The organism is Klebsiella sp. 18074, from assembly GCF_902705905.1.
Taxonomy (GTDB): Bacteria; Pseudomonadota; Gammaproteobacteria; order Enterobacterales; family Enterobacteriaceae; genus Klebsiella; species Klebsiella terrigena.
The window spans coordinates 105,076-119,305 of sequence record NZ_CACSIS010000006.1 but is presented as its reverse complement, the minus strand read 5'-3'; the positions used below and the strand labels follow the sequence as shown (position 1 = coordinate 119,305).

Below are 14,230 nucleotides of genomic sequence, written 5' to 3'. Positions count from 1 at the left end.
TAAGAACACGCCCGGGCAGTGTGACGGCCTGTCGCGCGCGCCGCTGTCACCATCTTGTTACGGACTTGCAAAATCTTGCGCTTATTTTGCTTTAAGAGGGCGGGAGGTCTGGTATCCACCGTCGACTCTTCATAGACTACGGGTTTGCGGAATCTGACTTGTGAAGGCTATGGCTTACGGGACTTTCGAAACATTACGTCGACAAAAAGCCGTGCTGCGGGAAACGGTGGAGCTGAACTCCGGCATTCAGCTGGCGGCGTGGTACAACAACCTCGATACGGTGACGGTACGTAGCGACCACCACACGCTGAGCCTGTACGTTGCCGACGGTTACGAAAGCTATCAGAAAACGCCGCAGGGCTGGAAAAACGGCGGCGGGCCGGATCGCTTCTGCCTGATGCCAAAGGGGGCGGAGAGTACCTGGGATATCCGCGGCGACCTCTCTTTTGTCCACCTTTACTGCACCGATGCGCATCTGCGACGCGTCGGGGAGCAGATCTGGGACCGCAGCCCGGCCTCGTTTAGCCTGCAGGAACAGACCTTTTCCCAGGATGATAAAATCACCGCGGTCTATCGTCAGTTTCTCCTCGACTACGACTGGCAGCAGCAGGCCAACCAGTTGACCTTAAGCTCCGCCAGCACGCTGCTGCTGACCCACCTTATCCAGCACTATTCGAACGTCCAGTGGCGCCTGCCAACGGTGACCGGCGGCCTGGCGCCGCACGTTCTGCGCACGCTTTTGGCGTGGATCGAAGAGAATCTTGACCAGCCGCTGACGCTGGCCGACCTGGCTCAGCAAACGGCGCTCAGCGAATATCACTTTGCGCGCATGTTCCGCCAGTCGATGAAAATGGCGCCGCATCAGTACGTCATGCAGCGGCGCATGCTCCGCGCGCAGGAGCTTATCTGCCACAGCGCTCGTTCGCTGACCGATATCGCCCTGGCCTGCGGCTTTAGCTCCGCCAGCCATTTCAGCAACCGCGTTAAAGGCGCCACCGGCCTGACGCCGTCGCAGCTACGCGCGGCGCAGCGCTGACAGCAGAGCGAAGCTCACTCCGCCCAGCAGCAGGCCCCAGAAGGCGGAACCAATGCCCGCCAGCGTCACTCCGCTGGCGGTGACCAGAAAGGCCACCACCGCCGCATCGCGCTCGCTCTCATGATTCAGCGCCTGAAACAGGCTCCCGCCGAGGGTACCCAGCAGCGCCAGCCCGGCGAGCATCTGGATCCACGCAACCGGCAGGGCCGACATCAGCGCGGTAATCGAACCGCCAAAAACCCCCGCCAGCAGATAAAAACCGCCGGCCGCTGCCGCCGCAAGCCAGCGGCGCTGAGGGTCGGGATGGGCGTCCGGACTTTGACAGATCGCAGCGGTGATCGCGGCAATACAGATGGAGTAAACGCCAAACGGCGACAGCAGCAGCGCCAGGCCGCCGGTCGCCACGATAAGCGGTGACACCGGCACCGGATAGCCGGAGGCCTGCAGCGTGGCGAAGCCGGGGGCGTTTTGCGACGCCATGGTGACGAGGAAAAACGGCAGCCCGACGCTGAGCAGCAGAGAGGGGGTAAACTGCGGCGCGATAAAGGCCGGCGCAACGAAAGAGAGGCTGAGGTGTTCACCGCTCACCTCGCCGCTGGCCCAGGCGATGGCGCCCCCCACCAGCAGGGCGGCCACGACCGCGAAGCGCGGGAGCAGCGCCTTGCAGATAAGCCAGGCGCCGAGCATGCCGCCGCAGAGCAGCAGATTACCCTGCAGGCTGGAGAAAGCCTGCAGGCCAAAACGCAGCAAAATCCCGGCCAGCATCGCCGCCGCCAGCGAGTGGGGCACGATTTTCATCAGGCGAGCAAACAGGCCGGTCACCCCGCAGAGCACGATGAGGGCGTTGGCGAAAACAAACACCCCGACCGCCTGCTCCAGCGTCACGCCCTGCAGCCCGCTGACCAGCAGCGCCGCGCCGGGGGTGGACCACGCGGTGAGGATCGGCACCTTACGCCACAGGGTCAGCGCGAGGGTGCTGGCCCCCATACCCAAACCCAGCGCCGTCATCCAGCCGGCGATTTGTCCGGCATCGGCCCCCGCGGCGGCGGCGGCCTGCCAGATAATGGCCGCAGAGCTGGCGTAGCCGACCAGCACAGCGATAAAGCCGGCGAGCAGCGTCGGCAGCGGTAGGGAGAACGAGCGCATGAAAACCTCTTGTGCGTTATAACATCCGATAAAATGTATCACTGTGCGCTATAACGCACAAGCGTAGCGATCGACTCCGCCTGCCATTGCAGAAATGTGATCGCTATCGACTCCCGGCGGCGATAGCAGATTGCTCTATGTTGCCAGCAGCTAATTTCATCCGCTTCTCAAGATTGTGCGATATGTTTCCGGTAACAAAGAGGAGCGAAAAATGGAAAAGTTTTGGTACGGCGTAGCGTATTATCGTGAATATTTAGCTGAGGAGCGCTTACAGGAAGATATTGCCCTGATGAAAGCGGCGGGTATTAATTACGTGCGGATTGCGGAAAGTACCTGGAGTACCTTTGAGTCGCAGGAAGGGGAGTTTGATTTCAGTTCGGTCACCACAGTTCTCGACGCCATGCATGAAAATAATATTGCGGTGATTATCGGTACTCCGACCTACGCCATTCCCGCATGGCTGGCGAAAAAACACCCGGAGGTGATGGCGACAACGCCTCAGGGGAAAAATAGCTACGGCCACCGGCAAAAAATGGATATTACCCATCCCGCCTATTTATGGTATGCCGAACGGATTATTCGCCAGCTATTAAAAGTAACGGCCGCTCACCCGGCGACGATCGGTTTTCAGATCGATAACGAAACCAAATATTACGACAGCTGTTCTGAAAACGTGCAGATTGAATTTATCAAGCATCTGAAAAAACGCTTTAATAATAATCTGGCTGAAATGAACCGCGTCTTCGGCCTGGATTACTGGAGCAACCGCATTGACGCCTGGGAGGATTTCCCGTCGCTGACCGGGACGATTAACGCCAGCCTCGGCAGCGCGTTCAGCGCCTTTCAACGTTCGCTGGTCACCCGCTTTCTCGGCTGGCAGGCAGAGCTGGTGCGGGAGTATAAAAGCGACCGCCAGTTTATCACCCACAACTTTGATTTTGACTGGCGCAACTGGTCGTACGGGATCCGTGCGGAGGTCGACCATTTTAAAACCTCCGCGGTTGTCGATATTACCGGGGTAGATGTTTATCACCCCAGCCAGTTTAGCTTAACGGGGGCGGAAATCGCCTTTGCCGGCGATATTGCGCGGGTGACCAAAGATCGCCGCTATCTGGTTCTGGAGACTCAGGCCCAGGCCTTCAAGGAGTGGACGCCGTTCCCGGGACAGCTGCGGCTGCAGGCCTGGAGCCACGTCGCCAGCGGTGCCGGGCTGATTGGCTATTGGCACTGGCATTCGCTGCATAACTCATACGAAACCTACTGGAAGGGGATTTTAAGCCACGATCTGCAGCCCAACCCGGTGTATCAGGAAGTGTGCCAGACCGGGGCCGAACTGCGCGATTTCGCGCCGCAGGTGATGGCCTATTCGCGCAAAAGCCGCATCGCCCTGGTGGTGAGTAATGAATGCCTGACGGCAATCGACTGGCATCCGTGGCGCGGGCATCAGTTCTCCCGCGATGCGCAGCATCAGTACAATGACATTTTCCGTCTGTACTATGACACGCTGTACCGAATGAATATTGCAGTGGATATTCTGGCGGTCGACGATCCGCGAATATTTCAATACGAGATGCTGATCTTCCCGCTGCTTTATACGGTGAGCGATGAAAAGCTCCGGCAGATTAACGACTATATTAGCCAGGGCGGCCATGCCATTTTCTCATTTAAATCCGCATTCGCTGATGAAAATATGCAGGTGCGCACCTGCGCGCAGCCGGGGATTATCTCTTCGGCCGTCGGCGCCCGCTATCAGCTTTTTGTTGAGCCACAGCGCACCGGGCTGACATCGAGCCGCCTGTCGTTATCGGGCCTTGATACCAGGGTACATGACTGGATAGAGCTGCTGGAGCCGGAGCCGGGCGCGACGGTATTAGCCCGCTACGATCATCCTTACTGGAATAAATATGCGGCGGTAACCTTTAATCGTTTTGAACAGGGGAGCGCAACCTATATCGGCTGTCATTTATCTGCCGAGGTGTTAGCTGAAATATTCCGTCACGCGCTGGCTGAGACCGCGCTCGCTGGAATAGCTGATGAGCATATAACCTTCCCGGTAATTATGCGCCACGGCTTTGCTGAGAATAACCAGCAGCTGATTTATTACTTTAACTACAGCGCAGAGCCGCAGCGCGTTAAATTCAGTCCGCCCGCCGGACGCAACTTATTTAGCGGCGAAAATATCCATGCCGGGGATGAGATCCATTTAGGCGATTGGGATGTGCAAATTATTCTGCTGGAGAACCAACCATGAGTACTTTATCCATTGAGCGGGAGCCCTCCGCTGACAATCGGATCGGCTTTCGCGAGCGCCTGGCGTTTGGTTTAGGGGATTACGGCACAAACCTCACCTATACGATGATGGTGACGTTTCTGGCATGGTTTTATACCGATGTCGTCGGAATTTCTGCGGCCCTGATAGGCTCTTTAATGTTCTTTGCCCGGGTAGTGGATGGCGTAATCTGCGTATTTGTCGGGATCCGTATCGATAAAACGGAAACCCGGCTGGGCAAGGCGCGACCGTGGGTGCTTTGGACGGCGGTGCCTTTCGGCCTGTCGGCATTCCTGATGGCCACCGTGCCCGACATTGGCGACAGCGGTAAGATCATCTACGTGTGCGTGACCTACCTGCTGGCGAATATCTTTTTCACCGCCAACAATATCGCCTACGGTTCGCTGCTGGCGCTAATCACCCGCGATACCTGGCAGCGCGGCGTCCTGAGCGTCTTTCGCAAAGGGCTCTCTACCTGCGGATCCTTGACCGTCGGCGTCTTTACCCTGCCGATGGTGGCGGCTCTTGGCAATAGCCAGACGGCGTGGATCGTCGTCTTTGCGATATTTGGTTTCTTCACCGCCCTGTGCCTGCTGCTGACCGGCGCCTGGACCCGTGAGCGAATTAAACCGGTGAATAAGGAAAACCGGCATCATATCCAAACGCGGGAGGTGGTGCGCTCGATAATCGGCAACCGCTACTGGTTAATGATCTTCTTTTATCTGCTGATCACCTTTACCAGCCTGACGGCGCTATCAACGGTTAGCGTCTATTACTCGCGCTATATCCTGCAGGACCTGTCGCTGATGTCGTGGATCAGCCTCGCACAATACACGCCCGGGCTGATTACGCTGCTGGTGATTCCCTGGCTTATCAAGCGCCTTGGCAAACGCAACCTGGCGCTGCTGGGGCTCACGGTGTGCAGCATCGCCTATCTGTTACCGCTATTCGATAAAACCAACTCGCTGTTTATCATCCTCGCCACTGCCGTGCGCAGCGTCGGATTCTGCGGTATCGGCGCGACGATGTTCGCTTTCCTCGCCGATACCATCGATTACGGCGAGTGGAAAACCGGCCTGCGGATTGAAGGCATCCTCTTCAGCGCCGGGACCCTCGGGCAGACCCTGGGAATGGGGCTGGGCAGCGCCAGCGTCGGCTGGATGCTGGGTGCTGCGGGGTTTATCAGCGGCGGTAATGCCGTGCAGTCGCCGCAGGTGGTATCGATGATTGAGTTTTTATTCATCGCGTTTCCCTTTGGCCTGGCGCTTATCAATATGGTGATTATGTATTTCTATCGCCTCGATACGCTCTACGAGCAGGTCGAGGCGGACCTTTCGCAGGGAAAACTGGCGGAGTAATCTTTGGGCGCAATCTCGCGGTTGCGCCCCGTTTTAATGCAGGCAGAATAAGCGACATGGGTTAGAGAGCGATGTGGTTGCCGACAATGAATACAGAGACGATGGATGATGATCTGATTATCTATTCGCCATTAATGCGCAGTTTCACCTTTAACGCCTGGCTGGTTGCCGGCTATACGCCCATTTTTCCGGGCAACAGGCTGGATACCTTTATTCAGCGCGAGCGGGGAATGAAAGGGTACATCATTAATATCACCCTCCGCGGTGCAGGGGTAATTCATCGTAATAATGAAACCTTTATCTGTCGTCCCAACGACGTCGTGCTGTTTCCCCCAGGCTGCCCTCATCATTATGGCCGCGAGGCGAAAAGCGATTGCTGGGAGCACCTGTGGATCTACTTTATGCCGCGCCCGTACTGGATTGACTGGCTGAAATGGGATCGCCAATGGCACGACGTCGGCATAACCCAGAGCAGCGACGCTGATTTTATTCAGCGCCTGAAGAGCGATTTTAAAGAGGTGATCCGCCTTTACTCTTCGGCAGACCGGCTGGACGCGATTCTGGCGGTAAACTGCCTGGAAAAGATTCTACTCCACTGTTTTAAGCTGCAGCCGGGGAGCAACTGCCTGTCGCTTGACCCACGTATTATCGCCATCTGTCAGTACCTTGATGAGCATCTCGAGGAGAAGATCACCGTCAACACGCTGGCCGCGCGGGCGTTTCTTTCACCGTCGCGGCTCGCGCACCTGTTCCGCCAGGAGACGGGAATGACGATTTTCGCCTGGCGAGAAAAGCAGCGTATGAACCGCGCGTCGCTGCTGTTACAGCACGCGCAGCTGACGATTGCGCATATCGCTCAGCTGGTGGGATACGACGACGCGCTCTATTTTTCCCGCCTGTTCAATCAGCAGTTTGGCGTGGGCCCCCGGGAGTACCGCAGGCGCTTTTCGCAATTAAACGCCCTGTAGAATCATATTAATACGCGTATAATTTCCGCTGAGAAAATCAGGAGGTGGAATGAATATTGCGCAACATCTTGCGGCAACCCTGAAAACGCTGCGTCAACAGCGCGGCTGGAGCCTGTCGCGCCTGGCGGAGGAGACCGGGGTGTCGAAGGCGATGCTCGGGCAGATTGAGCGCAACGAATCCAGCCCGACCGTGGCGACGCTGTGGAAAATTGCCACCGGGCTGAACGTGGCCTTCTCGACGTTTATCGTCGCCGATGATTCCGACGCGCCGGCCGCCTTCGACCCGCAGCAGCAGGCGATGGTGGTGACGCCGGTTTTTCCGTGGGATCCGCAGCTGCGTTTTGACCATTTTTCTATCACCCTCGCTCCCGGCGCGCTCAGCGAGTCAACGCCGCATGAAAAAGGGGTGATCGAGCACGTGGTGGTAATAAGCGGAGCGCTGGATCTGTGCCTTGAGGGACAGTGGCAGACCCTGCAGGCGGGGGAAGGGCGGCGCTTTGCCGGCGACCTGGCGCATGCCTATCGCAATGTCGGCGCGCAGACGGCCCATTTTCATTCGCTCATTCACTACCCCAAAGAAAAAGCCGCCGGGGGTTAGCCGGCGGCCAATCAAGATGACTGATAAAACAATCCACAACGTGACGAGGAAAATCCGGAATACGTGGTGACTTTATCCTGCGCCGTTTTCGCTGGGAAATAGCTTTTCCTTCAATGCTTTGCCAGAATCTGAAAATTCACCCTGCGGCGTCGGCGGAAATTGTTTTGGTCTCTGCCCACTTCTGACTACAATAGCCGCCATTTCGCCCCCCTATAACGGATAACGACGATCGTATGCGCCTGCAAAACCATCATCTTGAACTTCTTAGCCCCGCCCGCGATACCGGGATCGCCCGTGAAGCGATTTTACACGGCGCGGACGCGGTTTATATCGGCGGACCGGGCTTTGGCGCGCGCCACAACGCCAGCAACAGCCTCAGCGATATCGCCGAACTGGTGCCTTTCGCCCATCGCTACGGCGCGAAGATTTTTGTGACGCTGAATACCATCCTGCATGATGATGAGCTTGAGCCCGCGCAGCGCCTGATTACCGACCTGTATGAAACCGGCGTTGATGCGTTGATCGTGCAGGATATGGGGGTAATGCAGCTGGATATCCCGCCGATTGAGCTGCATGCCAGCACCCAGTGCGATATCCGTAGCGTTGAAAAAGCGAAGTTTCTTTCCGACGTCGGCTTCAGCCAGATAGTGCTGGCCCGCGAGCTGGATCTGCAGCAGATTAAGGCCATCTACGAACACACCGACGCGACGATTGAATTCTTTATTCACGGCGCGCTGTGCGTGGCCTACTCCGGTCAGTGCAATATCTCCCACGCGCAGACCGGGCGCAGCGCCAACCGCGGCGACTGCTCTCAGGCGTGTCGCCTGCCGTATACCCTGAAAGATGACCAGGGCCGGGTGGTGGCCTATGAGAAACACCTCCTGTCGATGAAAGACAACGATCAGACCGCCAACCTGGCCCAGCTGATCGACGCCGGCGTGCGCTCCTTCAAGATTGAGGGCCGCTACAAAGACATGAGCTACGTGAAGAACATTACCGCCCACTATCGTCAGATGCTGGACGCAATCATTGAAGACCGGGGCGATCTCGCGCGCTCCTCTGCCGGACGCACCGAGCATTTCTTCGTGCCGTCCACGGATAAAACCTTCCATCGCGGCAGCACCGACTATTTCGTTAACGCGCGTAAAGGGGATATCGGCGCGTTCGATTCACCGAAGTTTATCGGCCTGCCGGTGGGTGAAGTGCTGAAGGTGGGTAAAGACCATCTTGACGTTGAGGTGAGCGAAGCGCTGACCAATGGCGATGGCCTGAACGTGATGATCAAACGCGAAATCGTCGGTTTTCGCGCCAATACGGTAGAGAAAACCGGTGAAAATCGCTACCGCGTATGGCCAAACGAAATGCCGGCGGATCTTTATAAGGCGCGCCCGCATCAGGCTCTGAACCGCAATCTCGACCACAACTGGCAGCAGGCGCTGCAAAAGACCTCCAGCGAGCGGCGGATTGCGGTAGATATCACTCTCAGCGGCTGGCAGGAACAGCTGGTGTTGACGATGACCTGCGAAGACGGCGTCAGCGTGACCCACACCCTCGACGGCGAGTTTGCCGAAGCGACCCAGGCCGATAAGGCGCTGGCCAACCTGCGCGACGGGGTGGCGAAATTAGGCCAGACCATCTATTTCGCCCGCAACGTCGAGATAGCGCTGCCCGGCGCGCTGTTTGTGCCCAACGGCCTGCTCAATCAGCTGCGTCGCGACACGGTAGAGCGTCTCGATCGGGCGCGCCTGGACGCCGTGCCTCGCGGCCAGCGCAAGGCGGTGTCCGTACCGCCGCCGGTCTATCCGGAAACCCATCTTTCGTTCCTGGCGAACGTCTATAACCACAAGGCGCGCGAGTTTTATCAGCGCTACGGCGTGAAGCTGATTGATGCCGCCTATGAAGCGCACGAAGAGAAAGGCGACGTGCCGGTGATGATCACCAAGCACTGCCTGCGCTTTGCCTTTAACCTGTGCCCGAAACAGGCTAAAGGTTCGATTAAGAGCTGGAAAGCCACGCCGATGCAGCTGATTCACGGCGACGAGGTGCTGACGCTGAAGTTTGACTGTCGTCCCTGCGAAATGCACGTGGTGGGCAAAATGAAGAACCATATTCTGAAAATGCCGCTTCCGGGGAGCATCGTCGCCTCCGTCAGCCCGGATGAGCTGCTGAAAACCTTGCCCAAACGCAAAGGCGCCTGATCGACGCCGGGACTAGCTGCGGGAATAGGTTTTAGCCCGACGGGCGTTCTGCCAGCGGTGCTGTTCGCGCAGATTCGACGCCGCATCGTCGTACTGGCTGCGTAATTCGTCGCAATCGGCCTCGTGCAGCAGCCGCTGTTCGAGGCTGGGGACCGGGAAGTAGTCGTGCCCCTGCTGGCGGGCCAGCAGGTGACCGGAAAAGAGCGCGCACAGCAGCAGCAGCGTCGAAACGCATCTCCTGATCATATCCTGTTCCGTATGGGGGGCGAGTGCAGCCACTATGCCTGCCGGTTGTTGAGCTTTTTTCTATGCCAGTCAAAGAAGGGAAAAGGCTCTGTCAGCGCCGGCTGACGGAAGATAAAAAAACCGGCAGATGCGCTGCCGGTTGATGGACGGTTAAGATAAAACGCTAGACTTTTAGCCCGGCAGCGGTCATTAGCAGGCGAAAACCCATACTCACCGCCGCCAGCGCCAGCACGCTCCCGCCCCACAGCGCAACCATCCAGACTATCTGCTTAAGCCATAATCGATTCATCAATGATACCCCTCACCGTGTTGAACTTTGCCGCGGAATACGTAGTAGCTCCAGAAGGTATAGCCGAGGATCACCGGAATAATCAGCGCTGCGCCTACCAGCATAAATCCCTGGCTCTGCGGCGGCGCGGCGGCCTGCCACAGGGTGATGGCCGGCGGAATAATATGCGGCCAGATACTGATCCCCAGCCCGCTAAAGCCGAGGAACACCAGCCCAAGCGTCAGCAGGAAAGGGCGCGCGTGATGGTCGCGGCTGCCTAACGCCCGCCACAGCCAGACGCTGATTGCCAGCACCAGTAGCGGAACCGGCAGCAGGAAAAAGAGGTTCGGTAAGCTGAACCAGCGCGTGGCGATAGTGGGCTGCGCCAGCGGGGTCCACAGGCTGATAGCGGCAATCACCGCCAGCAGCGCCAGCAGCAGGGCCCGCGACGCGCCGCGCATTTTTTCCTGCAGCGGCTCCTCGCTTTTCATCACCAGCCAGCTGGCGCCCAGCAGCGCGTAGGCGATGCTCAGCCCCAGGCCGCAAAACAGGGTGAACGGCGTAAGCCAGTCGAGCATACCGCCGCTAAAGGCGCGGCCGCTGACCGGGAAGCCGTTAATGACCGCGCCGACCACCACGCCCTGGGCAAAGGTCGCCAGCAGGGAGCCGCCAAGAAAAGCCAGGTCCCAGAAGGGCCGGTGCGACGGCGTGGCCTGGAAGCGAAATTCAAATGCCACTCCGCGAAAGATCAGGCCAACCAGCATCAGCGTCAGCGGGATCGCCAGCGCGTCGATAATGACCGCGTAGGCCAGCGGAAAGGCGCCGAACAGCGCCGCGCCTCCGAGCACCAGCCAGGTCTCATTTCCGTCCCACACCGGGGCCACGCTGTTTACCATCACGTTGCGATCCTCGGGGTCGCGGATGGTGCAGAATAAAATGCCAATCCCTAAATCGAAGCCGTCCATGACGATATACATCAGGGTGGCGAAAACGATGATGGCAAACCAGATTACCGACAGGTCGATAGCCATTAGTGGGACTCCTTATGCTCAATATTGCCGGTGGCGGCGGAAAGCGGACGCGCCGGGGTGCCGCTTACCGGCGGATTGACCTCCTGCGGGCCTTTGCGGATCAGGCGCAGCATATAGCTGTAGCCGACGCCAAAGACCGAGCTGTAGACCACGAAAAACGTCAGCAGGCTGATGGTCATATGCAGGTCGCCGTGGGCGGAAACGGCGTCGGCGGTGCGCTGCACGCCATAGACAACCCACGGCTGGCGGCCTACCTCGGTGGTCACCCAGCCGGCGAGGATGGCAATCAACCCCGATGGCCCCATCCAAAGCGCAAAGCGCAGGAAGGGCTTCGAGTGGTAGAGCCGCCGGCGGTAGCGCAGCCACAGCGCCAGCGCTCCGAGCAGGATCATCAGCATGCCGAGGCCGGCCATCAGGCGAAATGACCAGAATACAATGGTCGAATTGGGGCGGTCCTCTGGCGCAAACTCCTTCAGCGCCGGAACCTGTTTATCGAGGCTGTGGGTGAGGATCAGGCTACCGAGCGCCGGAATTTCGAGGCCGTAGCGGGTGCGTTCCTGCTGCATATCCGGCCAGCCGAACAGCAGCAGCGGCGTTGGTTCCCCCGGGCGGTTTTCCCAGTGTCCCTCGATGGCGGCAATTTTTGCCGGCTGATGCTCGAGCGTGTTCAGGCCGTGCATATCGCCAATCATTGCCTGGATGGGGGCGACGATCAGCGTCATCCACAGGGCCATCGAAAACATCGCGCGAATGGCCGGGGTTTGATTGCCGCGCAGCAGATGCCATGCCGCCGACGCGCCGACGAACAGCGCGCTGCTGAGGAAGGCCGCGACCGACATATGCAGCAGGCGGTAGGGGAATGAGGGGTTGAATATCACCGCAAACCAGTCGACGGGCACCACCTGGCCGTTGACCACCTCAAAGCCCTGCGGCGTCTGCATCCAGCTGTTGGAGGCGAGGATCCAGAAGGTGGAAATGATGGTCCCGGTCGCCACCATGCAGGTGGCGAAGAAGTGCATGCCGGGGCTGACGCGGTTCCAGCCGAACAGCATCACGCCGAGGAAACCGGCTTCGAGGAAGAAGGCCGTCAGCACCTCATAGGTCAGTAGCGGCCCGGTTATACTGCCGGCGAACTCAGAAAATCCGCTCCAGTTGGTGCCGAACTGATAGGCCATCACCAGCCCGGAGACGACGCCCATGCCGAAGTTGACGGCGAAAATTTTCGACCAGAAGTGATACAGCGATCGCCAGACGGGATTTTTGGTTTTTAACCACAGCCCTTCCAGCACCGCCAGATAGCTGGCAAGCCCGATGGTGATGGCGGGAAAGATAATATGAAACGACACGGTAAAGGCGAATTGAATTCGCGCCAGGTGGAATGCATCAAGACCAAACATGCAGTGCTCCGCAACAAAATTGATTCAGCGCAATTTTAGGCGTCGCCTGCCTTTGGTTGCAGAGGCAGAAAGGCTCTTTTTTCCCATAACAGTCGGGTGACTGTTATGGATTTTTCTCAGCCGCTGCAGCCGAATGGTCTGCGGGAATAGCCGGCGTTGGGATAAACGCCGCCCCGCTGCGGCGCAGTATCCGTACGACGCAGCGGGGCGGCGGCGGGTTAAAAGACCTGCTGATAAAGCCGGAGCGCGTCGGACTCGCTCAGCGGCAGCGGATTATTTATCAGCAGCCGGGTTTGCTGCATCGCGTCGCGAGCGAGCAGCTGCAGTTGCGTCTCCTCAATCCCGACATCGCGTAATCTCTGCGGCGCGCCGCTGGCGACGATGAGACGCGTCAGCTCGGCAATAAATCGCGCCGTATCCCGCTGCGCGTCGCCGCTGAGCGGCAGGCCGATAGCGGCGGCAAGATCGGCATACAGCGGCGCGGCGGCGGGAGCGTTGAAGTGCAGAACCGGTATCAGCATCAGGGCATTGGAGAGCCCGTGCGGTACGTGATAACGTCCACCCAGCGGATAGGCCAGAGCGTGGACCGCCGCCACCGGGGCGTTGGTAAAGGCCTGTCCGGCCAGCATAGCCCCGAGCAGCACCCCCTCCCTGGCCTCGCGATCGGCGCCGTGGTGGCAGGCGCGAAGCAGATGACGGCTGATAAGGCGCAGCGCTTCACGGGCGAGGGCGTCAGAGAGCGGGTTCTTTTTATGTGCGCTGGTGTAGGCCTCGATGGCATGCACCATGGCATCAATTGCCGCGGCAGCGGTATGGATCGGCGGCAGGCCCAACGTCAGGTGCGCGTCAAGCAGCGCCAGGTCGCAGAAAAGCTGGGGCGCGACGACGCCCATTTTGCTGTTTTCCCCGGTAGTCAGAATAGCGATATTGGTCACTTCGGAACCCGTGCCCGCAGTGGTCGGGATCTGCATCAGCGGCAGACGCGAGCCCGTCACCTTATCGATACCGTACATCGCGTCGAGGGGCTGCTGAGAAGGCGCGAGCGCGGCGGCAATTTTGGCGACGTCCAGCGAGGAGCCGCCGCCGAAGCCGATGACCAGATCGCAGCGCGCTTCCCGGGCCGCTTCCGCCGCCTGCAGGGCCAGCGCGGCCGGCGGATCGGCGACAACCCGGTCAAAGCGCGTAACTGCGTAGCCACCGCGGCGCAGCGCCTCTTCCGCCGGCGCCAGCGCCCCCGAGCTCACCAGGCCCGGATCGGTGACCAGCAGTATGCGTTGGGCCGTAAAATGGCGCGCGACGATCTCGTCCAGCCGCGCGGCGCCCTGCCACTCGACGAGCAGGGTTCCGACGGTGGAAAAGGAGAATGCGTTGCCCGTTGTGCTCATGATGCCTCCCTATTTGCCGTCGTCATCGGCCGGAACTAAAAAACTCTCAACCTGCTTATTTTCGAGCCGCGGGGCGATGACCTCGATGCCAATATGTTGAAAGTGCGGCGTCGCCCGGTGCGCGTCGAGCCCGTTTTCGCTGCGGTAGCGCTCGAGGATCACAAAGTGCTGGCCGTTTTCGCGCGACTGGAAGAAGTCATAGCTGATGTTGTCCACCTCCTGGCGGGAGGCCTGCGCCAGCGCCCGCAGCGCGTTGGCGACATTCTCCACTTCATCCCGGCGGGTAAAGTAGTGGGCGATGACCTGTAGCTGCTGTTTTGCCATGATGTT

The 14,230-nt window shown here is 59.0% G+C and carries 13 protein-coding genes; 6 read left to right on the top strand and 7 right to left on the bottom strand.

Going from position 1 to position 14,230, the window contains the following annotated elements:
* Positions 1 to 169: 169 nt before the first annotated feature.
* A complete protein-coding gene (locus GVK32_RS08165) occupies positions 170 to 1,036 on the top strand; it encodes a helix-turn-helix domain-containing protein (RefSeq protein ID WP_159870108.1) in 867 nt (288 codons plus the stop codon).
* On the opposite strand, the gene GVK32_RS08160 is transcribed toward GVK32_RS08165, so the two are convergent.
* Complete coding sequence (locus GVK32_RS08160) at positions 1,016 to 2,182, bottom strand: benzoate/H(+) symporter BenE family transporter (protein WP_159870105.1); 1,167 nt, start codon at positions 2,180 to 2,182, stop codon at positions 1,016 to 1,018. The two genes, GVK32_RS08165 and GVK32_RS08160, sit on opposite strands and share 21 nt — an antisense overlap.
* Positions 2,183 to 2,393: 211 nt before the next feature.
* Between GVK32_RS08160 and GVK32_RS08155 the strand changes: the two genes are divergently transcribed.
* The 5 genes from GVK32_RS08155 to GVK32_RS08135 all read left to right on the top strand — a co-directional run bounded on the left by GVK32_RS08155 (position 2,394) and on the right by GVK32_RS08135 (position 9,573).
* A complete protein-coding gene (locus tag GVK32_RS08155; RefSeq protein WP_159870102.1) occupies positions 2,394 to 4,433 on the top strand; it encodes a beta-galactosidase in 2,040 nt (679 codons plus the stop codon).
* Positions 4,430 to 5,809: an MFS transporter gene (locus tag GVK32_RS08150; RefSeq protein ID WP_159870099.1), complete on the top strand. Its 1,380-nt coding sequence runs from the start codon at positions 4,430 to 4,432 to the stop codon at positions 5,807 to 5,809. Before GVK32_RS08155 ends, GVK32_RS08150 begins: the two co-directional genes overlap by 4 nt.
* An 86-nt stretch (positions 5,810 to 5,895) precedes the next feature.
* Positions 5,896 to 6,777, top strand: a complete 882-nt coding sequence (gene araC, locus GVK32_RS08145) for an arabinose operon transcriptional regulator AraC (RefSeq protein ID WP_045855215.1) — start codon at positions 5,896 to 5,898, stop codon at positions 6,775 to 6,777.
* 49 nt (positions 6,778 to 6,826) lie between these two features.
* Complete coding sequence (locus GVK32_RS08140) at positions 6,827 to 7,375, top strand: helix-turn-helix domain-containing protein (protein ID WP_159870096.1); 549 nt, start codon at positions 6,827 to 6,829, stop codon at positions 7,373 to 7,375.
* Positions 7,376 to 7,608: 233 nt separating this feature from the next.
* Complete coding sequence (locus tag GVK32_RS08135) at positions 7,609 to 9,573, top strand: U32 family peptidase (RefSeq protein WP_159870093.1); 1,965 nt, start codon at positions 7,609 to 7,611, stop codon at positions 9,571 to 9,573.
* A gap of 12 nt (positions 9,574 to 9,585) precedes the next feature.
* On the opposite strand, the gene GVK32_RS08130 is transcribed toward GVK32_RS08135, so the two are convergent.
* The 6 genes from GVK32_RS08130 to GVK32_RS08105 form a co-directional block, all read right to left on the bottom strand.
* Positions 9,586 to 9,819, bottom strand: a complete 234-nt coding sequence (locus tag GVK32_RS08130) for a DUF2554 family protein (RefSeq protein WP_045855218.1) — start codon at positions 9,817 to 9,819, stop codon at positions 9,586 to 9,588.
* A 163-nt stretch (positions 9,820 to 9,982) separates the two neighbouring features.
* On the bottom strand, positions 9,983 to 10,108 hold the full coding sequence (locus GVK32_RS08125; protein WP_071844918.1) for a DUF2474 domain-containing protein: 126 nt from the start codon (positions 10,106 to 10,108) through the stop codon (positions 9,983 to 9,985).
* Entirely contained in the window at positions 10,108 to 11,118 is a 1,011-nt protein-coding gene (cydB, locus tag GVK32_RS08120; RefSeq protein ID WP_159870090.1) for a cytochrome d ubiquinol oxidase subunit II, read from the bottom strand. The genes GVK32_RS08125 and cydB overlap by 1 nt, the downstream gene beginning before the upstream one ends.
* The gene (locus GVK32_RS08115; protein ID WP_115192872.1) at positions 11,118 to 12,515 is read right to left on the bottom strand and encodes a cytochrome ubiquinol oxidase subunit I; all 1,398 of its coding nucleotides are present in this window, start codon (positions 12,513 to 12,515) and stop codon (positions 11,118 to 11,120) included. Before GVK32_RS08115 ends, cydB begins: the two co-directional genes overlap by 1 nt.
* 218 nt (positions 12,516 to 12,733) lie before the next feature.
* Positions 12,734 to 13,900 (bottom strand): iron-containing alcohol dehydrogenase, encoded by a 1,167-nt coding sequence (locus GVK32_RS08110; RefSeq protein ID WP_159870087.1) that lies wholly within the window; start codon positions 13,898 to 13,900, stop codon positions 12,734 to 12,736.
* 9 nt (positions 13,901 to 13,909) lie between these two features.
* Positions 13,910 to 14,224: a putative quinol monooxygenase gene (locus GVK32_RS08105; RefSeq protein WP_159870084.1), complete on the bottom strand. Its 315-nt coding sequence runs from the start codon at positions 14,222 to 14,224 to the stop codon at positions 13,910 to 13,912.
* Positions 14,225 to 14,230: the final 6 nt, after the last annotated feature.

Bases quoted from the DNA above. Each gene is read 5' to 3' on its own strand.
- GVK32_RS08165 (WP_159870108.1), top strand. From the start codon at position 170: ATGGCTTACGGGACTTTCGAAACATTACGTCGACAAAAAGCCGTGCTG.
- GVK32_RS08160 (WP_159870105.1), bottom strand. From the start codon at position 2,182: ATGCGCTCGTTCTCCCTACCGCTGCCGACGCTGCTCGCCGGCTTTATC.
- GVK32_RS08155 (WP_159870102.1), top strand. From the start codon at position 2,394: ATGGAAAAGTTTTGGTACGGCGTAGCGTATTATCGTGAATATTTAGCT.
- GVK32_RS08150 (WP_159870099.1), top strand. From the start codon at position 4,430: ATGAGTACTTTATCCATTGAGCGGGAGCCCTCCGCTGACAATCGGATC.
- araC (WP_045855215.1), top strand. From the start codon at position 5,896: ATGAATACAGAGACGATGGATGATGATCTGATTATCTATTCGCCATTA.
- GVK32_RS08140 (WP_159870096.1), top strand. From the start codon at position 6,827: ATGAATATTGCGCAACATCTTGCGGCAACCCTGAAAACGCTGCGTCAA.
- GVK32_RS08135 (WP_159870093.1), top strand. From the start codon at position 7,609: ATGCGCCTGCAAAACCATCATCTTGAACTTCTTAGCCCCGCCCGCGAT.
- GVK32_RS08130 (WP_045855218.1), bottom strand. From the start codon at position 9,819: ATGATCAGGAGATGCGTTTCGACGCTGCTGCTGCTGTGCGCGCTCTTT.
- GVK32_RS08125 (WP_071844918.1), bottom strand. From the start codon at position 10,108: ATGAATCGATTATGGCTTAAGCAGATAGTCTGGATGGTTGCGCTGTGG.
- cydB (WP_159870090.1), bottom strand. From the start codon at position 11,118: ATGGCTATCGACCTGTCGGTAATCTGGTTTGCCATCATCGTTTTCGCC.
- GVK32_RS08115 (WP_115192872.1), bottom strand. From the start codon at position 12,515: ATGTTTGGTCTTGATGCATTCCACCTGGCGCGAATTCAATTCGCCTTT.
- GVK32_RS08110 (WP_159870087.1), bottom strand. From the start codon at position 13,900: ATGAGCACAACGGGCAACGCATTCTCCTTTTCCACCGTCGGAACCCTG.
- GVK32_RS08105 (WP_159870084.1), bottom strand. From the start codon at position 14,224: ATGGCAAAACAGCAGCTACAGGTCATCGCCCACTACTTTACCCGCCGG.